This window comes from Ruegeria sp. AI3 (assembly GCF_056541245.1).
Map to the genome: position 1 here is coordinate 112,065 of NZ_JBQFYA010000008.1, position 22,799 is coordinate 134,863.

At 61.2% G+C, this 22,799-nt stretch carries 13 protein-coding genes; 5 read left to right on the plus strand and 8 right to left on the minus strand.

The window, feature by feature from the left end:
- Window positions 1-57 precede the first annotated feature (57 nt).
- Complete coding sequence (locus tag ACRZ95_RS13485; protein ID WP_170679518.1) at window positions 58-2,265, minus strand: response regulator; 2,208 nt, start codon at window positions 2,263-2,265, stop codon at window positions 58-60.
- A gap of 116 nt (window positions 2,266-2,381) precedes the next feature.
- Between ACRZ95_RS13485 and ACRZ95_RS13490 the strand changes: the two genes are divergently transcribed.
- Both ACRZ95_RS13490 and pbpC read left to right on the plus strand, forming a co-directional pair.
- Window positions 2,382-7,805 (plus strand): alpha-2-macroglobulin family protein, encoded by a 5,424-nt coding sequence (locus ACRZ95_RS13490; protein ID WP_170679520.1) that lies wholly within the window; start codon window positions 2,382-2,384, stop codon window positions 7,803-7,805.
- Window positions 7,802-9,862 carry a penicillin-binding protein 1C gene (gene pbpC, locus ACRZ95_RS13495; protein ID WP_480555058.1) on the plus strand — a complete coding sequence of 687 codons (2,061 nt, stop codon included), beginning with the start codon at window positions 7,802-7,804 and terminating at the stop codon, window positions 9,860-9,862. Before ACRZ95_RS13490 ends, pbpC begins: the two co-directional genes overlap by 4 nt.
- A 43-nt stretch (window positions 9,863-9,905) precedes the next feature.
- Here the strand turns inward: pbpC and ACRZ95_RS13500 are convergent, their stop codons facing one another.
- From ACRZ95_RS13500 to ACRZ95_RS13515, 4 genes are read right to left on the minus strand one after another with little or no spacing between them, the layout of a single operon-like run.
- A complete protein-coding gene (locus tag ACRZ95_RS13500; protein WP_170679523.1) occupies window positions 9,906-11,948 on the minus strand; it encodes a hypothetical protein in 2,043 nt (680 codons plus the stop codon).
- A complete protein-coding gene (locus ACRZ95_RS13505; RefSeq protein WP_170679525.1) occupies window positions 11,945-14,707 on the minus strand; it encodes a DUF4159 domain-containing protein in 2,763 nt (920 codons plus the stop codon). The genes ACRZ95_RS13500 and ACRZ95_RS13505 overlap by 4 nt, the downstream gene beginning before the upstream one ends.
- A complete protein-coding gene (locus ACRZ95_RS13510) occupies window positions 14,704-15,579 on the minus strand; it encodes a DUF58 domain-containing protein (RefSeq protein ID WP_170679527.1) in 876 nt (291 codons plus the stop codon). The genes ACRZ95_RS13505 and ACRZ95_RS13510 overlap by 4 nt, the downstream gene beginning before the upstream one ends.
- Window positions 15,576-16,583, minus strand: coding sequence for an AAA family ATPase (locus ACRZ95_RS13515; RefSeq protein WP_170679529.1), 1,008 nt, complete (start codon window positions 16,581-16,583; stop codon window positions 15,576-15,578). The genes ACRZ95_RS13510 and ACRZ95_RS13515 overlap by 4 nt, the downstream gene beginning before the upstream one ends.
- Window positions 16,584-16,635: 52 nt before the next feature.
- Between ACRZ95_RS13515 and ACRZ95_RS13520 the strand changes: the two genes are divergently transcribed.
- Window positions 16,636-17,226 carry a DUF1285 domain-containing protein gene (locus ACRZ95_RS13520; RefSeq protein WP_480555061.1) on the plus strand — a complete coding sequence of 197 codons (591 nt, stop codon included), beginning with the start codon at window positions 16,636-16,638 and terminating at the stop codon, window positions 17,224-17,226.
- On the opposite strand, the gene ACRZ95_RS13525 is transcribed toward ACRZ95_RS13520, so the two are convergent.
- Entirely contained in the window at window positions 17,223-18,122 is a 900-nt protein-coding gene (locus ACRZ95_RS13525) for a DMT family transporter (protein WP_480555063.1), read from the minus strand. The genes ACRZ95_RS13520 and ACRZ95_RS13525 overlap by 4 nt on opposite strands.
- A gap of 217 nt (window positions 18,123-18,339) precedes the next feature.
- Between ACRZ95_RS13525 and ACRZ95_RS13530 the strand changes: the two genes are divergently transcribed.
- Entirely contained in the window at window positions 18,340-19,119 is a 780-nt protein-coding gene (locus tag ACRZ95_RS13530) for a TIM barrel protein (protein WP_170679536.1), read from the plus strand.
- Window positions 19,120-19,168: 49 nt separating this feature from the next.
- Window positions 19,169-19,399 (plus strand): DUF2798 domain-containing protein, encoded by a 231-nt coding sequence (locus ACRZ95_RS13535; protein WP_170379529.1) that lies wholly within the window; start codon window positions 19,169-19,171, stop codon window positions 19,397-19,399.
- A gap of 43 nt (window positions 19,400-19,442) precedes the next feature.
- Here ACRZ95_RS13535 and polA read toward each other — a convergent pair whose 3' ends face one another.
- Together polA and ACRZ95_RS13545 are read right to left on the minus strand one after the other, a co-directional pair.
- Complete coding sequence (gene polA, locus ACRZ95_RS13540) at window positions 19,443-22,241, minus strand: DNA polymerase I (RefSeq protein WP_170679538.1); 2,799 nt, start codon at window positions 22,239-22,241, stop codon at window positions 19,443-19,445.
- A 70-nt stretch (window positions 22,242-22,311) separates the two neighbouring features.
- Entirely contained in the window at window positions 22,312-22,782 is a 471-nt protein-coding gene (locus ACRZ95_RS13545; RefSeq protein WP_170679540.1) for a hypothetical protein, read from the minus strand.
- Window positions 22,783-22,799: the final 17 nt, after the last annotated feature.

The following is a 22,799-nucleotide window of genomic DNA, read 5'->3' on the forward strand; positions in this document are numbered from 1 at the left end:
GGCCAGCCCCTCGCGCTCCCCGAGATATTTTTGGCCAGATGAAGGTGGAATCCCTTTTCAAGGTTCTTGTACCTGATCACTGCCTCCAGGCGTGATAGGTTTGGCGTCTTCGGGGCAATGGTCCAAGATCATTTGCTGGATGAGGGTCTTGTGCAACGGCTTGGTCAGGTAGTGATCCAGACCAGCCTCTAGAATACCTTGATCATCCCCCGCCATGGCGTGCGCCGTCAGGGCGACGATCGGCACGTGACGACCGGTTTCAACCTCGCGGCGGCGGATTTCGGCAGTGGCTTGTTTGCCATCCATCCGGGGCATCGAAATGTCCATGAAGATCAAATCGGGTGAAAACTCCTGATAGAGGTCGACTGCCTCTTGCCCGTTGCCGGCGAAACGCATGTCGATGTTCAGATCCTTGACCATTTTCTTCAGGATCAGCTGGTTGGTTCTGTTGTCCTCGGCGGCAAGAACGCGCATGATGCGGTTCCCGTTCGGCTGAGCCTCTTGCGTAGGCTGAGGCGACGTATCTGGCTGGGATGCGGCACCCCCCAAGGCGATCAGTCGGCTGTAAAGCTCGGACCGGGGGATGGGTTTTTGCAGAACACCTTCAATCAAATGCCGTGCAGGGCTGGCGTGAATGACCCCCGGATTGTTGGACATGATGACCACCGGCAACTCGGTCCAGCCGCGATCGTGCAGGATGGTTGCAAGTTCCATCCCGTCCATGTCGGGCAAGTCATGATCGCATAGGAACAGATCAATCGAGGGGTCCAGTTTCGACAGCGCTTCGCCTCCGGAAGCGCAGACTGTGACCTTTGCCCCAAGACGCCCCAGCTGCTTGGCGAGAATGGCTCGGTTGGCGGCCATATCCTCGACCAGCATCACGTGTTTCAGATGCCCTTGCAGGTCGGGCGGAGAGGGTTGAGGCCCCTCGGCAGTGGGCAGAGTCACCCGGAAGCCAAAACACGACCCTTGCCCAATTTCGCTTTCGACCCAGACATTGCCCCCCATCATGGTGATCAGGCGTTTTGTGATTGCGAGGCCCAGCCCTGTCCCTTCGAATTGACGATTGCGTTCATCTTCGACCTGATTGAACTCACCAAAGATGTGGTTGATCTTGTCGTCCTCGATCCCGATGCCGGTGTCTTCAATGGCGATGTGGACATCACACTCCTGTCGGTCCGTATGGGGGACACCTGTCACCCGGATCAACACATGCCCTTCGCTGGTGAACTTGACAGCATTGCCAACAAGGTTAGTGAGAACCTGCCGCACACGGCCCGGATCCCCCACGAACAACGTCGGCAAGAAGAGATCATAATCCACCAGCAGGGTCAGGCCCTTGTCACGCACGCTTGGCTGCAGCAGCATCGCAACCTCAAGGATGCAGCGTTCGAGATCGAATTGCTCGGGGTGCAGGATCAGCTTGTCCGCTTCGATTTTCGAATAGTCCAGTACATCGTTGATGATGACCAGAAGCGCCTCGCCCGAGTTGCGGATCGTATTGACATAGAGGCGCTGTTCTTCGTCCATCGGTGTTTCGGACAGCAACTCGGTCATGCCGACGATGCCATTCATGGGCGTCCGGATTTCATGGCTCATATTCGCGAGAAAGGCCGATTTGGCGCGGTTTGCAGCCTCGGCCCGGTCGCGTGCGGCCTGCAATTCGGCCTCATGCCGGACAGATGCGGTGATGTTCAGGGCGAGGCTGACCATATCGCCGCCACTGCCACGCTGGTCGATCAGGCGGACGTATTGACCATTCCACAATTGGATCACTTCAGGTGGCGGATTGGCCCGAGCCCAGCGTCTTTGCATCCGGGCCTGCCAGTCCCCAGCCTTTTCCGCACCGGTGTCAACGATGCCTTCGTTGGTCAACAACTCAAGAATGCGGGTGTACGAGATACCTGGCGCGACCTCATCCAAACCTTCGAACACGCTCAGATAGGCGGTATTGGCCCCGATCAGGCGACTGCCACCGTCGAAAAAGGCAAAACCGTCCTGAATGGTCTGGATCGAATGCCACAGGCGGCGCTCGGCCACTTCAACCTTGGCATGGGCCTCGGTCAGATCAGATTTGACCTTTTCATTCTCGTCCCTGACGGTCTCAACTTCAGCTTGGGTTTCGCCAATGCGCTTGGTCAACGCCATCGCATGGCGGCCCAATTTGCGGTTGGCCGAGGACAGCTCGGCCTGTTTCAGCGCCAACATCCGTTCCGCCGCCAGGCGCGCGCGTCGTTCCTGTGCCAGTTTTTGTGCAAGGCTCATGATGCGTGATTCCGGTCTGCTCTGCCGTCAGCATCCGGGCAATCGGTGAAAAAGTGTTTAAGCCGTTGCCTGAGGGGTGCCGCACGTGTCAAATTGACCCCAAACAGGAGGTCACAATGCACCGCTTTGTATTTTTTTCAATAACTTACATCATTTCAACTTTCGCCCTGACCCTGGGCGCGCTGGCTCAGACTGCCGTGCCCGAGTTCCGCTATATCACGACCCGAGACGCGGATTTTTACGGCTCGGATTTGGATGCGCTGTTCGATACGGATCTGAAGTCCTGCATCCGCGCGTGTTCGGCCAATCCAAGCTGCACGGCCTTCACCTATAACACTCGGTCGGATGCCTGTTTTCCCAAAAGCGGTGTGAACCGGCAGGAGCCCTATCAAGGCGCGGTGTCGGCACAGAAAGTATTCATCCCAGAACAGACCCTATTATTGGGGAAAACGCGCGCTGAGTCCCTCACATTCCTTCGCCAGAAAGACCTGAACGAAGCGTTTCAACAGGCCCGCGACCTTGGGTTTCGCCACTCTGCCGGAGGTCGTGACCTGCAGACTTTGCTGGAGTCAGCGCTGAACGCAGATACGGACCGACTTGCGATGTTGTGGACTGGGGAGGCCGTGACCCTCAGCGATGAGTCCGACCTATGGGTTGAATACGCCCGGCTGCTGCTGCGCCTGAACCCGAACGGATATCAGGAGCAGCAGGACTTCCGCACCCGCGCGTTGAACGCCGCCATCAACGGATATCTGCGCGCGGACACACCGGGGGCCCAAATCGCGGCGCTGATGGTGATGTCAGACGCGCTGGAAGCGGTCGAACGCGGTCGCGATATAGTGTCGGCACTGCGGCTGGCCGAACAGGTGCAACCGCGTGAGGATGTCCTGGCAGCTTTGGACGATGCCATCGGCAAATACGGGTTCCGCATCATCGACAGCACGGTGGAAAGCAACGCCGCCGCGCCGCGTATCTGCGTTGAGTTCTCGGAACCCTTGGTCAAGGCGGGGGTCGACTACGACCCGTTTGTGCAACGCAGTGACGATGGGCTGGTGGTGCAGGTCGATGGCAAAAGCCTTTGCCTGGACGGCGTTGCGCATGGTCAACGTTATCGCTTTGCCCTGCGCGAAGGGCTTCCGGCGGCCTCGGGTGAGGCCCTGAACCGTACTGTCGAACTGACGCACTACGTGCGTGACCGTGCTCCTTCGGTCCGGTTTCCGGGGCGCAGCTATGTGCTGCCGAAATCGGCGGATGCGGCCTTACCGGTTGAGACGGTCAATACCGGCTCTCTGGACCTGACCTTGCGACGTGTCAGCGATCGCAACCTGATCCGGGCCGTGCAGCAGGATTTCTTTGGCCGCCCCCTCAGCGAATGGCAGGAACGTGAATTCTCGGACGAGATTGCCGAGGATGTCTGGACCGGAACAGCCGAGATCGCAAACGAACTGAACCAAAGCATGACCGCCCGTCTGCCCATGGCCGAGGCGATTGCCGATCAACCCGCTGGGATCTATGCCCTGACTGCGCGCGTCCCCGGGGCAGATCCTTATGATGATCCAGGCGCAACACAGTGGTTTGTGCTGACCGACCTGGGGATCAGCACAGCCCTTGGTACAGACGGGCTGCATGTCACCGTACGCGGTCTGCACGACGCAACCCCGCGCGAGGGGATCGAGGTCTCGCTGGTTTCAAACGCCAACGCGGTGATTGCCAAGGCGCAGACAGATGACAGTGGCTATGCGCAGTTCGAAGCGGGCCTGACCCGCGGCAAAGGCGCCAGCGCACCGGTTTTGGTGATGGTGGCTGATGGGGAATCCGATTTCAGCTTCCTCTCTCTGACCGACCCTGCTTTTGACCTGTCGGATCGCGGGGTCGAAGGGCGTGCCCCTGCGGGTCCTGTGGATGTATTCCTGACCACGGACCGGGGCGCCTATCGCGCCGGAGAGGTCATTCACATCACAGCTCTATCCCGCGACAACAAAGCTCAGGCCATCGAAGGCCTGCCCCTGACTGCCATTCTCTATCGCCCCGATGGGGTGGAGTATCGCCGCGCGGTCTCGGATGGCGGTGTTGCGGGCGGCCATGTCTTCAGCCTGCCCGTCGCCCCGGATGTGCCGCGCGGGACGTGGAAGATTGAGATCAAGTCCGACCCCAAAGCCGACGCTCTGGCCCGTCAAACTGTGCTGGTCGAGGATTTCCTGCCCGAGCGCATCGACTTTGACCTCAGCCTGCCGGACGCCCCTCTGCGCCCCGGCGATACGCCGCCCTTGCAGATCGACGCGCGCTATCTTTTCGGCGCGCCGGGGTCGGATCTGAGCATTGATGGTCAGGTCATCGCCCGCCCAACCGACGCCGTTCCGGGCTTTGAAACTTTTCAGTTTGGGCGCTACGACGCCGAGACCTCAACCAAAAGCACCTATTTCGGTGATGCGCAGACGGATGCCTCTGGGCAGGCCTCAATTGCCATCGAAATCCCCGTGTTAGAGACAAATGGAAAACCTCTTGAGGTCGAAGTTATCACCCGACTGACGGACGGATCGGGCCGCCCTGTCGAACGCCGCCTAACTGCTTCGGTCCAATCCGCACAGGCGATGATCGGTATCCGCACCCTTTTCGAGGATGTGATCCCCGAGGGCACCGAGGCCGCGTTCCAAATCATCGGCCTGTCCCCGGACCTGACCGCTGAGCCCATGCGCCTGCGTTGGACGTTGAACAGGCTGGAAACCCACTATCAATGGTATCAGCTCTATGGCGACTGGAATTGGGAGCCGACCACGCGACGTACCCGTATTGCCACAGGTGAGGTTGAGACAGGTGCAGACCCACTGAACCTGTCGCAACCGGTCGACTGGGGCCAGTATGAACTGGTGGTCGAACGCCTCGATGGCGCTTACGCGGAAACCGCCGTGGAGTTCAGCGCGGGCTGGTACCAGGCGGCAGACGCCTCCACCTCGCCCGACCGGTTAGAGATGTCGCTGGACCGCGACAGCTATCGCCCGGGTGAGACGGCGCAACTGCGGATCGTGCCGCGCATGGCAGGCGTGGCGCAGATCGAGGTCCTCTCGAACCGTCTGATCCACCGCCAGATGGTCGACGTGCCAGAGGGCGAAACCGTGATCCCGATCGACGTGACCGAGGATTGGGGTGCCGGAGCCTATGTCACCGCCACCGTGATCCGCCCCATGGATGTCGCCGCCGGCCAGAACCCGGCACGGGCGATGGGCGTCGCCCACGCAACGGTTGAGCCTGTCGGGCGTCTGTTGGATGTGAGCATTGATGTGCCGCAGGCGACCTCTCCCAGAACGACGCAGAAAGCTTTTGTTAGGGTCGAAAATTCGCCCGAAGGTGAGCCTGTTTGGCTGACGCTGGCCGCCGTGGATGTGGGTATTCTGAACCTGACCGGTTTCGACAGCCCCGATCCGCAGGGTTACTATTTCGGCCAGCGCCGTCTGGGTGTGGACCTGCGTGACGTCTATGGCCGCCTGATCGACGGCATGAACGGTGCAATGGGCACGATCCGATCTGGTGGAGACAATTCGGGGATGCAGAGGCAATCCCCTCCGCCTACGCAAGACCTGATGGCCGTTTTCAGCGGCCCGGTTCAGGTGGATGCAAACGGAGAGGTCGAGGTCGACATCCCTCTGCCCGCCTTCAACGGAACCGTACGGCTGATGGCGGTCGCCTGGTCGGCGGCAGCCGTAGGACAGGCCGAGGCCGAGATGATCGTGCGCGACCCCGTGGTCGTCACAGCCAGCCTGCCCCGTTTTCTGGCCCCAGGCGACCAAAGCAGGATGTTGCTTGAAGTCGTCCACGCCGATGGCCCGTCAGGTGAGATGGGACTGGGACTGACCACCTCAACCGGGTTGGAGTTGGGAACAGCACCCGCCAGCTTTGTTCTGGAGGATGGCGGTAAGGCGGTGTTCGACATCCCGCTGCGCGCGCTTTCCGTCGGAGACCCGGAAATCAGCGTGGCGATCACGACGCCGGATGGCCGTGACTTGTCGCAAACCCTCCGGATGCCGGTACGCGCAAACGACCCTATTGTGGCTCAAACACGGCGGTTTTCGCTGGGTACAGGCGACAATTTCCTGTTCACCCAGGACGTGTTCGATGGCTTCCAGCCCGGCACCGCAAAGGCGATCCTGTCTGCGGGCGCTTTGGCAAAGTTCGACACGCCCGCCCTTCTGGATCAGTTGAACCGCTACCCCTATGGCTGCACTGAGCAGATCACCAGCAAGGCGCTGCCGCTGCTGTACCTGTCGTCCGTGGCGCAAGCGTCGGGGCTGGGTGACGGCCCGATTGTGGATCAACGCATCAGCGACTCGATCCGCAGTATCCTGACCCGGCAGGCTCCGAACGGAGCGTTTGGCCTCTGGCGGGCGGAGAGCGGAGATTTCTGGTTGGACGCCTATGTCACCGACTTCCTCTCGCGCGCCCGAGCGCAAGGCCACCCGGTGTCGGACCGCGCCTTCGCGCAGGCCATGGATAACCTGCGCAACCGCGTGAACTATGCCCCGGATTTCGACGAAGGCGGTGAAGATATCGCCTATGCGTTGATGGTGCTGGCCCGCGAAGGCGCAGCCTCGATGGGTGACCTGCGATACTATGCCGATACCAAGGGGGACGCTTTCGACACCCCATTGGCCGCCGCGCAACTTGGGGCGGCGCTGGCGTCCTACGGAGATCAGACCCGCGCCGATGCCATGTTCGCCCGCGCGGCCCAGCTGCTGCAGCGCCGACCCGCGCAGGAGCGCTACCTGTGGCGAGTCGACTACGGCACAGACCTGCGGGATGCCGCCGGGCTGCTAACCCTTGCCGTCGATGCGGGTAGTCAGGCGGTGGATCGCGACGCGCTGATCCAGCGTGTCACCTCAAGCCGCGCGCATTTGTCGACGCAGGAGGCTTCATGGTCCTTGTTGGCCGCGCATGCGCTTGTAACAGACCCATCCGACTCGGGGTTGATGGTGAACGGCGCGCCGGTCTCGGGCCCCTTCGTTCAAGTGCGTGAGGCAGGGTTTACGGATGACCTGAACATCTCGGCTACCGCAGCCAACCCAACCGATATCACGCTGACAGTGACGGGCATTCCAACCGCTCCGCCCGAATCGGGAGGCACCGGATACGCCATAAACAGAGCCTATTACTCGCTTGAAGGCGACCCTCTGGACCCGTCTACCTTCACCGCCAGTGACCGCTTTGTAACCGTTCTAACCGTCACACCGTTCGAGAGCGGCGGCGCGCGGTTGATGATCGATGACCCTCTGGCTGCGGGGATCGAGATCGACAACCCCAACCTGTTGCGATCAGGCGATGTGCGCGCGTTGGATTGGCTGGACCTGTCCGACGCGACCCATACCGAGTTCCGCGCAGACCGTTTCCTGGCGGCGGTCGATCTGTCCGGGGGCGAGACGGTGACTCTGGCCTATGTGGCGCGCGCCGTCACGCCCGGTACGTTCCACCACCCAGCCGCCTCGGTCGAGGATATGTATCGCCCGCAAAATCGCGCGCGGACGGATACTGGGCGCGTTGAGGTGCAGTGATCCTGCGCCCGTCATATCGGCGCAAGGGGTTCGCCCCGGTATTGCTGGCACTGGCCTCTGCGCTCTACCTGACCGCCTTTGCGCGGGACCAGTTGGATGCGTGGGTAGACGCGACCGTCCTGCCACCTGTACTGGCCGAAACCTCTGTCGAAGTCAGGGACCGGGACGGAGCCCTTTTGCGGGCTTTCCCGGTCGAAGATGGCATCTGGCGGATGCGCCCCGGCTCGGTGGACCCGGCGTTCATCGAAATGCTGGTCCGGTATGAGGATAAACGGTTCTGGTCGCATTCCGGCATCGACCCCTTCGCTTTCCTCCGCGCGGCTGGGCAAGCCCTATGGAACGGACGTACTGTTTCGGGTGGCTCAACCCTAACCATGCAGGTCGCGCGACTGATCGAGGATGGCTCAACCGGGCGCTGGAGCGGAAAGATTCGCCAAATTAGGGTCTCATTGGCACTGGAAGGACGGCTGAGCAAGCAGCAGATTCTAAACCTCTACCTGACTCACGCGCCCTATGGTGGCAATCTGGAAGGCCTCCGCGCAGGTAGCCGTGCGTGGTTTGGAAAAGACCCGGTGCGGTTGACCCCCGCGCAGTCCGCCCTGCTGATTGCCCTCCCGCAGTCGCCCGAGGTTCGACGCCCGGACCGCGCCCCTTTGGCCGCCCGAGACGCGCGAGATCGGGTTCTGAAGCGTATGCTGTCTTACGGGGTTCTGACCGCGTCCGAGACGCACAGCGCGCTGACCGAAGATATCCCGGATCAGATGCGCGCATTTCCCCGCTTGGCCCCTCACCTCACAGACCGAGCGCGGCGTGAAAACCCGGAAGCTGAGACTTTGGACCTGACACTGGATGCCGGGCTGCAGAAGCGGCTGGAACCTCTGGTGGCGCAGGCAGCGGCGCGAGCGGGACCGCGTATTTCGGGGGCGTTGATCGTGGCTGATCACCACAGCGGAGAGATTCTGGCCTCGGTCGGTTCTTCGGGCTACGCGGAGGCGCGGCAAGGGTTTGTGGATATGACACGGGCGCTACGCTCTCCGGGGTCGACGCTGAAACCTCTGGTCTATGGGTTGGCCTTCGATCAGGGGCTGGCCCATCCCGAAACTTTGATCAGCGACAGCCCGGTTATGTTTGGCCGCTACGCGCCGCGGAACTTCGATGGCGTCTTTCGCGGCGATGTACGGGTGCGGGACGCGCTGCAACTATCGCTCAATATCCCGGTTGTGCGGCTGACGGATGAGCTTGGGCCTGCGCGCGTGATGGCCGCCCTACAGCAAGCCGGCGCATCCCCACAATTGAACGGAAGCACCCCGGGCCTTGCCGTTTCATTAGGCGGCATTGGACTGAGCTTGCACGATCTGGTGCAACTCTACGCCACGCTGGCCGCAGGTGGGCGAGGACCAACGTTGCGCCATGACGCCTTGGCGAACCGCACTGAGACGCCTCGGGTTCTGTCAGATGTCGCGGCATGGCAGGTGAGCGATATTCTGGCCGGTCTTGCCCCCCCTCCGGGGGCCGCCGCGTTTGGTTTGGCGTATAAGACCGGCACGTCTTACGGGCACCGGGATGCTTGGGCGATTGGCTTTGACGGCCAGCACGTGATCGGCGTCTGGTTGGGGCGCGCGGATGGTACTCCAGTCCCCGGTGCCTTCGGCGGAGAGCTGGCAGCACCCCTGCTGTTCGAAGCCTTCGGCCATTTGAAACCGACTGCCACGCCATTGCGCCCACCGCCCCCTTCAACGTTGATCGTGGGGGCCGCTGAACTGCCTCAACCCTTGCAACGCTTTCAGCCCCGAGGGGCAGCGTTCGACGATGACCCAAGCGCCCCGGACTTGATCTTTCCGCCCAATAACTCTGTGTTAGAGACGGGTGGAGGCCCAGTGACCGTCAAACTGCGTGGCGGGGTTGGACCGTTTTCGCTTCTAGCGGATGGCGTTCCGGTGTTGACGGGGCAACGGCATCGCGAGTTCGAAATACCGAACCCGGGTCGTGGATATTCCGCACTCGTGGTGGTGGACGCCCATGGCGCGTCGGATCGGGTGTCAGTTCGGATCGACTAAAGCATGGCAGAGTATTCGAGTCGCAGGTCTGACCCCAAGCGATCTAGCGACGACCTTCACGCAACCAACCGCCCAACAGGAAGCCACCGGCCAGCAGTAGAACAAGCCATGGCGGCAGCAGGCCGGCTTGAGTAACGTCCCGCGTCTCATAAGCTTCGCGCGGGGTCAGACCGATCCAGCCACGCCCCGCCGCCGGACGCCCAGCGCGCACGTTGCGGATTGAGGGCAAGCCCTCTTCCAGCCGGATTACGCCACCGCGCATGGCGGCGATCACAGGTCCCAACACGTCCCCTGTTGCGATGGTGCGCTCGAACTCTTTCGGTGCCGCAGGACCGAGGCCGATCACGGCCATCAAATCGCCTTCCTGCAAGCGATAGAGGCCAATCTCGGGTCCGAAATACTGCGCTTCGAACCGTCCGGGTGAGACCTCTTCAAGGGTGATCTCAAGCGTTTCGCCATTGGGCCGGGTGATCGTGACCGGCCCGACCTCTTCCTCGAGGGTCTGGCGAATGATCCGCATCGACTGGCCGTTGGCCTCAGCCCAGAGCGCCTCTTCCTCAAGCTCGGGCTCTTTCATCATCCAATGGGCCAGACGGCGCAGCAGTTCCAACTGAGGCCCACCACCCTCAAAACCGCGGCTCCATAGCCAGGCGTGGTCTGACGCCAACAGGGCCACCCGTCCCTCACCGACCCGGTCCAATACCAACAGCGGCCGGTCCTCAAGGCCGGTCATTAGCACCTGGCCCGAGCGCTCATTCACATCGATCTGGCGCAGCCACGCGCCCCAATCCTCGGAATCGCCAAGATTGGTGGTCACAGGGTGCCGATGCCCCAGATCGCTGACCATGGGAACATAGCGCTCTTCGATCACCCGTGCCGTCGGTTGCGCCGGAAGACTGCCCGCGAGGGGCGAGCGGAAGATGCTGTCCGCGGTGGCGAAATCAGGGCCTGCGGCGATCAGCACAGCGCCCCCGTTGTCGATATAATCGGCCACGTTATCCAGATAGATCGCAGGCAAGATGCCCCGGCGTTTGTAGCGATCAAAGATGATCAGGTCGAAATCATTGATCTTCTCCAGAAACAACTCACGTGTCGGGAAGGCGATCAGAGACAATTCATCCACCGGGACGCCGTCCTGTTTCTCGGGCGGGCGCAGAATGGTGAAATGCACCAGATCGACCGAGCTGTCGGATTTCAGCAGGTTGCGCCAGGTTCGTCCGCCGGGATGCGGCTCGCCCGACACCAGCAGGACGCGCAGGCGGTCGCGCACGCCGTTCATCTGGATCAATGCGGTATTGTTGCGATCGGTCAGCTCACCATCGGCCTCCGGGACCGTGAATTGGATGACGTTCCGCCCACCATGCGGCAGAGAAATCGGCAGTTCGACATCCACGCCAATGGGTATACGGAATTCCTCCGGCTCGCCCCCGTCAACCGAGATCTCAAGCGGCGCGCTGGTGGCCCCGCCCGGAGCCGCCCCGCTGTCTTCAACGCGCAGAGTCAGGGTTACGGGTTCACCAATGATGGCAAAGGCAGGCGCGTTGCGGACGATGAGCCTGCGGTCCCAGTCGCTCTCACGCCCGGTCTGCAAAAGGTGCAGTGGCGCAGGCAAGTCGGGCGCTTGATCAACGTCATGAACGATCCCGTCCGAGACAACAAGTATACCGGCCACCCGCGCACGCGGCTCCTCGGCCAGGGCCGCATTCACAGCGGCCATCACCTGCGTGCCTTCGTCGCCATCGCCGTCACCCACGCGGATGCGGCGCAGTTCGGTATTGTCACGCGACTCGATTTCGGCCGCCAAGGCCTCAGCCGCTTGGGCGGTTTGATCGGCCCGGTCCGAGAGCGTCTGGCTGGCGCTTTCATCCTCGATCATCAGGACAATATCTGTCAGCGGCGCGCGGTCTTCGACCTGATAGACCGGACCGGCAAGTGCCGCGATCACTACCAACACGGCCAACCCGCGCAACGCCCATCCGGACAACCCACGCCAGACCGCCAAGACCACACCTGCAACGGCGATCGAGGCGACCGCAAGTAGTATTGGCCAAGGGATCAGCGGATCAAATATAACGGTTCCGGTCATTGTCCCAACCTGTCCAACAGAGCAGGTACATGGACCTGATCGGATTTGTAGTTCCCGGTCAGCACATGCATCACCAGATTGACCCCAAAGCGATTGGCCAGCTCGCGCTGACGCTCCCCCGCATAGCCACGCCCGACGGGGAGGAGGGCCTGTCCGTTGCGATCCACCGCCCAGGCCCCAGCCCAGTCATTGCCGCCAATCACCACGGGCGTCACGTTGTCGTTGAGGTTGCGGAAGGGCATCCCTTCGATCTGTTCGGCATCCAGCGGAGCGGCCTCGACCCAGACATCTGTTCCGGCGTAGCGTCCGGGGAAATCCTGCAGAAGATAGAAGGTTCGCGTCAGGACATGATCGTTCGGAATCGGCTCTAACGCGGGGATATTTAGCGGCGTAGCCAGTTGCTGCAGCTTGCGCCCATTGGGGCTGGATGCACCAAAACCCGCGATATCCGCATCGCGCGTGTCAAACAGGATCATTCCGCCCGAGCGCAGATAGGCATTCAGCTTGGCATAAGCCTCATCCGACGGGCGCGGCTGATCCTGCGTGATGGGCCAGTAGAGCAAGGGGAAAAAAGCCAACTCATCCCGTTCCAGATCGACGCCAATCGGCGCAGCGGGTTCAACCGAGGTGCGGTAGTTCAACGTCTGAGCCAATCCTCGCAACCCGGCCTGCGCGATGTCATCCACCTGGCTGTCGCCCGTCAGCACATGCGCCAAAACCAGTTCATGGGTTGCGGCGAGGGCAAAGTCAGTCTCATCGGGCGACTGCGCCTGCGCCTCGGGCACCAGCAGCACGGCCCCCATGGCCATCGCCGCCGCCTTCGCCAGCCCCAAACGGCCCGACAAGGCCAAGGACGCGATGACATCCACGGTCAATAGGATCAATGCGAGGCTCAGAAGTATTCCTCCCAAGGGCGTCTCGGTTGAGGCCTCCTGCCCACGGATCGGCACATCTGCGGGCCATGCAATAGGGCTGAGCGTTGTCTCCTCGGACAAAACGTTCCGCGCCAGCTTTTGCTTCCCACTTTCATAGAGACCGGGGCGAAGGTCGGGCCCGATCTGCCCTGACACCAGCTCAACCCCATCCACACCCGCCAGCGTACCGGCATCGGACAACGCACCGAATCCATCCATGATCTGGACCGGCTCCCACGTGGTGCCCTCTAATTGCGCGACCTGACGCGATTTCGCGGCCGAGGCGACGGCCAGACGGTCCAGCATTTCCACGAACAGGCCAGACAGCGGCAGGCTGGACCATTCGGCATCGGCGGTCACATGGAACAGGACAACCTGCCCCAAACCCAGCGCCTTGCGGGTGACCAGAGGGGTGCCGTCTGACAGCGACGCAATCACGCGATCGGCCAAGTTAGGGTCTGGTTGCGCCATGACCTGAGTGGAAACGGTCACGTCATTCGGTATCTGCAACCCGTAGAAGGGCGAGTCCTCGGGGAACGTTGCCAGTGTCTTGGATTCCCCCCAGCTCATCGCGCCGCCAACGGTGCGCCCGCCGCTGCGCAGGCGAACGGGCAGCAGCGTATCCTCTTCATCGCGCCCCAGATCGCTCGCCGCCATGCGGGGCCCTGCAAATCGCAGCAGAAGGCCGCCCTGTTCGACCCATTCGATCAGGCCAACCTCTTCCGGACCCGAGATCTGGGCGACGTCCGACAGAACAATCACATCGGGATTGGCTGGCAGAACCTCGGGCAGGCCGCCCTCAACAAAATCGGCGGTCGGGATCAGAACCTGCGTCAGGTAGTGCAGCGGCGACAACAGCTCCAACCCTTCGCGGTTGAGGGTTCCTGCAATCAGCGCAACTTCGCGGCGTCGCAGGCTGTCATCGGTCAGTGTCACCGCCCCGGCCGAGCGCTGGCCCTGCAGCTCAAACCGTGTGATCCGGGCACGCAGCTCCGACGGCAGGGCGAGGTCAATCTGGGCCTGGGTCTCGCCAGCTGCGAACGTCATCTCGGCCGATTGCAATACCCGCGCCGTGCCCGCAGGGTCGCGGCCTTGCGCCAGAACGGTCACGCTCTCCTCCGGGCCCGGTTCGGCCCGTAATGCGGTCAATTGAATGACGCCGTCCTGATAAACGGCAGGCAAAAGCGCCAGCGCCGCCGCGTTCGAGCGGTAGACGGTGACTTGCCCTCGGGACTGCAGTTCAGACACTAACTCTGGGTGTTTTTCATAGCCCAAGCGGTCGCTGAACCAATGCGTATCAAACCCACCTTCGACCTGATCCAGTGCGGCGATGACCTGATCAACCTGATCCTCGGTCGGTTGCCACGGGTTCGGAACAAGGCCCGGCAAACGGTTGCGCCACGCCTCGGCCGCCTGGAACACGGGCGGCTCCGGCTCGGTCAGGCGCAGGATCGAGACTGGGCGGCCCGCGCGTCCGGCTTCGGTCAATTGCGCGTCGATCTGGTCCAACGTCGACGACCAGCGCGTCGCCCCGGCCCAGCTTGCATCCAGTACCAGCATCAGGGGGCCAGTGCCCGTCTGATCGCGCGACGGGTTCAACACGGGACCGGCCAAACCGATGATGATCGCCGCCGCCGCCAGCATACGCAGCAAAAGCAACCACCAGGGTGTCCGGTCCGATACGCTCTCATCGTCTTTGAGGCCGAGCAACAGTGTGACCGCAGGGAACATCCGACGGATCGGCGCGGGTGGGACCGCGCGAAGGATCAGCCACAGGATCGGAAGGGTCAGTAGCCCCAACAACACCCACGGCGCCGTGAAGCCGATGCCCGCCAAAACGGTCATTGAACACCCCCGTCCAGCGCACGATAGAGCCATAATAGAGCCGATTGCGCGCTTTCTCCGGTGTGGTGCAGACCCAATTGCCAGCCGGTCGCGCGGCACAGATGCGTCAGCGCATCCTTGCGCTCGGCAAGGCGATCCAGATACCGGTCGCGCAGCTCTCCGGCCTTCAGGGTTTCATGCCGAATGGTGCCGCCGACGCTTTCAAAAATGGTGCGGCCCGCGAAGGGAAACGTCTCTTCCCCCGGATCGAGGACTTGCAACAAAACGCCCCGAACGCCGCGATCTGCTGCTTTGGTCAGGGCCAGTTCGACCTCATCCATTGGGCCAAGAAAGTCCGAGATGAACACAGCACGGGCGTGCGGGATCATGGCCCGGTGTTCGGGTGGCGCGTAGTCGACCTCCGAGTCCTCTGACCAGGCCTCGGCCAAACGAATGATCTGTGCGTTCCCGCGTCGGGGCGGCAGGGTTGTACCCGTCAAGCCAACGCGCTCGCCCCCGCGCACCAGAAGGATCGCAGTCGCCAGACCCAACAGCCTGGCGCGATCCACCTTGGAGGGCAGCGCCTTGTCCGACGCAAAACGCATCGAGGCCCCCTGATCGACCCACAGCATGACCGACTGCGCGATCTGCCACTCGCGCTCGCGCACGAATTGCTGATCCCCGCGAGCCGAGCGGCGATGGTCGATCATCCGGCGGCTGTCTCCGATCTGAGCGGGCCGATATTGCCAGAAGTCATCCCCCATGCCGGATCGACGTCGGCCATGGTCACCCAACAGAACAGTGCCTGCCAGATGTTCGGCGCGCGCCAATAGAGGCGGCAGCCGGGACGCCTCAGCCTCGGAACGTTGGCGAAGGGTCAGCGCAGCATTCACGCGGCAGCCTCAGTGCGGATCAGGCCTGCCGCTGTGCCATCGATCAGGTCGGCAAGGCTGTCGCCCCGCGCGCGTGCCGCGAAGTTCAACGCCATCCGGTGGCTGAGAACCGGGCGCGCCATATCCAGAACGTCCTCGGCATTCGGGGCCAGGCGCCCCTGCAGCATCGCCCGCGCCCGCACGGTCATCATCAGCGCCTGCGCCGCACGCGGACCGGGACCCCAAGCAACGGTTTCAGCGACGCGATCCGAGACGCCCGCCTCGTCGGGGCGGAAGGCGCGGACCAGATCGAGGATCAGTTCCACAACCGAATCCCCCACAGGCATCCGGCGCAACAGGACCTGAGCGGCCAACAGATCTTCCTTGCTGAAGATCTGATGCGCCTCGTCCTCGGCCACACCGGTGGTGGCCAGAAGGATATCCCGCTCGGTCTGACGATCGGGGTACTCTACGTCGATCTGCACAAGGAAACGGTCCAGCTGAGCTTCGGGGAGCGGATAGGTGCCCTCTTGCTCAATCGGGTTCTGTGTTGCCAACACGTGGAACGGTGTACCCAGCACGCGGTCTTCGCCCGCTACAGTCACCGTGCGCTCCTGCATCGCCTGCAACAACGCCGACTGCGTCCGAGGGCTGGCGCGGTTGATCTCATCCGCCATCAGCAGCTCACAAAAGATCGGCCCCGAAATAAACCGGAAATGGCGGGTGCCGTCATCGGCTGTATCCAGAACCTCGGATCCCAGAATATCGGCCGGCATCAGGTCGGGCGTAAATTGAATACGGTTGCCATGCAGGCCCATCACGGTCGACAGCGTTTCAACCAGTCGGGTTTTTCCCAGACCCGGCAAACCGATCAGCAGGGCATGCCCCCCGCACAGCAGCGCCGTCAGGGTCAGGTCCACGACCCTCTCCTGCCCGATGAAGCGGCGAGTGATCGAGGATTTTGCCTCTTGCAGCTTGTTTTCCAACGCTTCGATCTCGGACACGAGGTCGGCAGGTTCGGACATGACTTTCCCTTCCGTGGACTATTATAGATGAAGTCTATCGCGCTGAGAGGAAATGGCAAAAGCAATGAGCGGACAAAAACCTGTGAAACCTTCCCCTGACGGTCTTGCGGCCTCGATCAAAGCGACCAAAACCAAGGGTTTACCCCCCGTTCACCTCTGGAATCCCCCTTTTTGCGGTGATCTGGACATCCGGATCGCCAAAGATGGCACTTGGAGTTATTTAGGCTCGCCCATCACCCGTTTCGAGCTTGTGAAGCTTTTTTCCTCAATTCTTAAGCTGGAAGACGGGAAATACTATCTGGTGACCCCGGTCGAGAAGGTGGGAATCACCGTCGAGGATGCGCCGTTCATCGCGGTGGACGTCGATGCCTTGGGCGAGGGGCAGGCGCAGGCTCTGACTTTCACCACCAAAGTTGGCGATGTCGCGGTGGCCGGACCAGATCATCCTATCCGCGTTGTCATGGACCCGCAGACCCAGGAACCCTCTCCATACATACTGATCCGTGATGGCCTTGAAGCCCGGATTGACCGCAAGAGCTTTTACCGGCTGGTCGAGATGGGTACCCATCACGAGGGCTGGTTCGGAGTTTGGTCCGAACAGCGTTTCTTCCAGTTGATCAAGTCAGAAGACCTGCCGGACTAGGCCGGCTTTGCAACTTTGCGATCCTGCGCGAGCACGACGGCCACCGCAACGACACCTGCGCCCAAAGCGCGGGTCCAGTTCCACTCTTCCCCCAGCACCAGCATGATCAGCATCACGTAGAACGGTGCGATATTGATGTGGAACGAAGCCAAAGCAACGCCCAGTTTCCCAACGGATCCGACAAACAGAACCTGGCTGAGGCCCATAGACACCAGGGCATAGATCCCAAGCATTCCGATCTGTTGAACATCAATCTGCGCCGTTGGCATGACATCCATACCCACTTGGCGTGCCCCGAAGAACAGCAGCAAAGCGACAACCAAGCCGCCGAAGAAGGTGATGGTGCTGCGCCCGGTTTGACTCAGCTCGGGGAAATCCCTCGCTGTTGCCATGGTCGCCCAGCAGAACAACCCGGTGGACGCGATGGCGCAGATCGCGCCCAAACCCAATTGCGCGGGCGCCACTGCACTGGTCGCGATCATACCGCCAATGATCGACACCAAGACGCCCAGCGCGAAATTCCAGCGCAACCGCCGCGCCCCGGTTGCCAGTTCGATCAGTGTCGCAAACAATGGCGCGCAGGAGGCAATGATGGCAACCGTCACCGGATCTGTCAGCTTCTGCGCCACGATAATCAGGAACATCCCGGCCCCGAGCGTCCCTCCAACAAGCATCGCATGACCCCACCGGGCGCGCAAAACCCGGCTTGGCCCGTCGATCACAAACCACAAAGGCACCATGACCGCCACGGCAAGCGCCAGCCGCGCCACGAAAAGCGCGACTGGAGGCCAGGTCTGCAACAACACTTCGGCCGCGGGAAACCCCGCCGCCCAGGTCAGCATGGAGGCCACAGCCAAACCGTTTCCAGACAAGGCCGAGCTGCGGCCAGTGGACATAGGAAGAGTGTTCCCGCGCACAGGATCAGGGCTCATCGCCATGGGATCGGACCTTCTGTTGGAACGGCGCAGAAAAATGATTCGCCGTGTTAGCCCAAACATCTCTGGACTTGGGCCTGCCTTCTTGTCGATTTTCGACAATCTGTCGTTTTCAATCCCTTTCCTCGAAAATCGGTGGAGACTAAGCTTGGGCGGATCACCGACCCAAAGGCCTCTCATGCCCAAATTCGCCGCCAATATTTCTCTGCTCTTTGCCGAACTCCCGTATCTGGAGCGGTTCCAGGCCGCGGCCGAGGCGGGCTTCAAGGCCGTTGAAATTCTGTTCCCCTATGAGTTGGCCGCGAAAGAGACCAGCCGTGCCCTTCTGGCCAACGGGCTGGAGCTTGTGCTGATCAACGCGCCTCCCCCGAACTACACCGGGGGTGAGCCGGGCTATGCCGCCGTTCCCGGCGGTGAGGCGCGGTTCCAATCCGATATCCGCCGCGTCTTGCGCTATGCCGATGTGCTCAAACCCGGCCTGATCCACATCATGTCCGGCTATGCATCGGGGCCTGAGGCGCTGGATTGCTTTGTTCGCAACCTGCAATGGGCCGCCGATACAGCCCCCGGTCAAACCTTTACCATCGAACCTTTGAACCCCGTGTCCCAACCCGGCTATTTCCTCAACGACTACGATTTGGCCGCGGAGGTTTTGGACCGCGTAGATCGTCCCAATCTGGGCCTCCAATATGACAGCTTTCACTCAGAGATGATCCACTCGGATCCGTTGGAGATTTGGGATCGCTTTCACAATCGCGTCATCCACGCCCAGATCGGCGCAGCACCCCACAGGTCCGAACCGGGTAGCGGAGATCTGGATTTTCAGACTCTGTTCAAGGCGATGGAGGTCTCTGGCTATGAAGGATGGGTCAGTGCAGAATACACTCCCTCAACAGCTTTGACGAGCTCATCCCTGGATTGGATGCATAAGGCAGTTCTTGCCAATGCAGATCTCTGATCCGCAATTAACACCGTCCGTCGTACTGTAGATATCAAGGAACCGCCTCATGATCCCTGCCCGCTATGCCCGCGCCGTGTTCAGCCTGATCATGTCGGGGCTAATGTCCTGCATCGTCACCGGGATCGCAACAGTCAAAGCCATCGGCTTTGGCCCGTCCACCCTCAGCGATTGGATGGCCTCATGGGCCTTTTGTTGGCCCATCGCCTTTACCGTAATCCTTCTGTTTGGCCCCAGTGTGCAACGGTTCGTCAACCGCATGGTCAGGCCGCAGGACTGACCCGCAGCGAAGAGGGTCCGCCGGGCCTGATGAGCAGCGCCTTTTAATGCGCTTCGGCCCAGTTCGCCCCCTGACCGGCATCCACAACCAGTTTCACATCTAGCTTCACGGCAGGGTCCGAGGCGCCCTCCATCACATCCCGCGCAACGCCGATCACCTCATCCACCGCATCTTCGGCGACTTCGAACAGCAATTCGTCGTGGACCTGCAGCAGCATTTTCGCCGGCAACCCCTTGATCGCCTCAGGCATCCGCACCATCGCGCGCCGGATCACATCTGCCGCCGTCCCCTGAATCGGAGCATTGATCGCCGCCCGGCGCGAGAACCCGGCATGAGGCCCCTTGGCGTTGATCTCAGGCGTATGGATTTTTCGTCCGAACAAGGTCTGCACATAGCCATTCTCTTTGGCGAAGGCGACCGTGTCGTCCATATAGGCTCTAATACCCGGGAAACGCTCGAAATAGCGGTCGATAAACCCTTGCGCCTCGGCCCGCGGAATGCGCAGATTGCGCGCTAGGCCAAAGCCCGAGATGCCATAGATCACACCAAAGTTGATCGCCTTGGCCTGACGGCGGATATCCGGCGTCATCTCATCCAACGGTACATCAAACATCTCGGACGCCGTCATAGCGTGGATGTCCAGCCCGTCTGCAAAGGCCTGTTTCAAGGCCGGTATCTCAGCGATATGCGCCAGAATACGCAACTCGATCTGGCTGTAGTCGAGGCTCACCATCACATTGCCCGGCTCAGCGATGAACGCCTCACGAATGCGACGGCCTTCCTCGGTCCGGACGGGAATGTTCTGCAGGTTCGGATCGGTCGAGGCTAAGCGGCCCGTGTTCGCCCCGGTGATCGAATAAGACGTATGCACGCGGCCCGTGTCCGGATTGATATGGGTCTGCAGCGCATCCGTGTAGGTCGACTTCAACTTCGACAGCTGTCGCCAGTCCAGCACCCGGCGCGGCAATTCATGCTCGGTCGCGAGGTCCTCTAGAATATCGGCCCCGGTCGAGTACTTCCCGGTTTTCCCCTTCTTGCCACCGTCGAGGCCCATCTTGTCGAACAAAATTTCACCCAACTGCGCGGGGGAGCCGACATTGAAGTTCTCACCGGCCAATTCGTGAATTTCAGCCTCTAAACCGGCCATTTTCTGCGCAAAGGCATTCGACATCCGGCTGAGGACATCGCGGTCGACCTTGATGCCGTGCATCTCCATTTCTTTGAGAACCGGCACCAGCGGGCGTTCGAGCGTTTCATAAACCGTCGTCACCTGAACCTGATGCAGTTGCGGCTTGAACAACTGCCACAGGCGCAGCGTGATATCCGCATCCTCGGCTGCATAGGCCGTGGCCTCATCAATCGCGACCTTGTCGAAGGTGATCGCCGATTTGCCCGACCCCAGCAACGGTTTGATCGGGATCGGCGTGTGGCTCAGATAGCGCTCGGACAATGTATCCATCCCATGCCCATGCTCACCGCCATGCATGGCGTAGGACATCAGCATCGTGTCATCGATCGGAGCCACCTCGATTCCGTAGCGCGCAAAGATCTTGGCATCGTACTTCATGTTCTGCCCGATCTTGAGGATCGAGAGGTCTTCGAACAGCGGTTTCAGCAGTTTTAGAGCCTCATCCAGCGGCATCTGCCCCTTGGCCAGCGCATCCGAGCCGAATAGATCATCCGCTGAACCATCTCTATGGGTCAGCGGGATATAGCAGGCCTCCCCTGCTTCGATACAAAGCGAAATGCCGACTAGATCGGCGATCATTTCGTTCAGCCCGGTTGTCTCGGTGTCTACGGCAACCCAGCCGCGTTCATAGGCCTGATCAATCCACTTCTGCAAAGCGCCTGCGTCCCGAACGCATTCGTATTTCGACGCGTCAAACGGGATCGCCTCAGCAACAATCTCTTCCGCGATTGGCGCGGGCGCATCGGCGATAACCGGGGCCTCGGCCCCTAGTTTGTCGGCAATCCGTTTGGTGAGGGTGCGGAACTCCATTTCCGCCAGAAAGCCCAGCAAGGTATCGGGATCGGGGTCCTGTACTTCTAGGTCGTCGAGGGTGAAATCCAGCGGCGTGTTCTCATCCAGCTGTACCAACTTCTTCGATAGCTCGATCTGATCACGCTTTTCGATCAGCGTCTGGCGGCGCTTGGGCTGTTTGATCTCTTCCGCGCGGTCCAGCAGTGTTTCCAGATCACCATATTCGTTGATCAAAAGGGCCGCCGTCTTGACGCCGATCCCAGGGGCCCCCGGCACGTTGTCAACGCTATCCCCGGCCAGCGCCTGCACATCAACCACGCGATCTGGCCCGACGCCAAATTTCTCGAACACGCCATCCGTGTCGATGCGTTTGTTCTTCATGGCGTCCAGCATCTCAACGCCGCCGCCGACCAACTGCATCAGGTCCTTGTCCGAGCTGACGATGGTCACGCGCCCACCAGCCTCGCGCGCCTGCACGGCAAGCGTGGCAATGATGTCGTCGGCCTCATAGCCCTCAAGCTCTTTGCAGGCGATGTTGAAGGCCTTCGTCGCCTCACGGGTCAGCGGCATCTGCGGCCGCAAATCCTCGGGCATCGCCTCGCGGTTGGCTTTGTAGAGGTCATAGAGATCGTTGCGGAACGTATGCGAGCCCTTGTCGAAAATCACCGCAACATGGGTCGGCGCATCGGGGCCGGCATTTCCTTCGGCATATTTCTGCAGCATGTTGCAGAAGCCCGACACAGCGCCAATTGGTAAACCATCCGACTTGCGCGTCAGCGGAGGCAGCGCGTGATAGGCCCGAAAAATAAAGGCCGATCCGTCGATCAGATGCAGGTGACATCCTTTTCCGAAATTGCTCATGCGCGTGCTCCCTGTCGGTCAGGGACGGTTCTGCCACAGGGCCGCGCGACTGACCAGTGAGGAACGTCAGTTAACCGCCAAAGAGGCCGCCAAACACATCCGAGAAACTGTGAAGCAGCGCCATGATGACCAGCACGCCTAGGAAAGCAAAAAACGTCATCGCGAAGAACTGAAACAGGATAGCGCCGACGCCAATACTCACTCCGGCGATGGCAGGCCGCATCCGTTCATGACGCAAGATGCCAATAACAGAGACGACAATGGCTAATCCGCCCAGCATGGCGACACCGATTTGCAGGAAATCGTCCAGATCACGGGTTTGGGCGACGGGTTCGGGCTGCTCGAGACCTGCAGCGGCACGCAGGGTGGATTTTCCAAGCTCGGCCGCCAGCTCCCCCAGTGACACGCCGGTGGACTGCTGCGGCGCAAACGGTCCGGCCCAAAACACCAGTAGCGCCGCAAACAACGCAACCGACGCCGTACAAAACCCGATCCATCCGAAAACCGGACGGGCAGTATCCGTAGCAGAAATGTCCGCCATCACACTCACCTATGCTG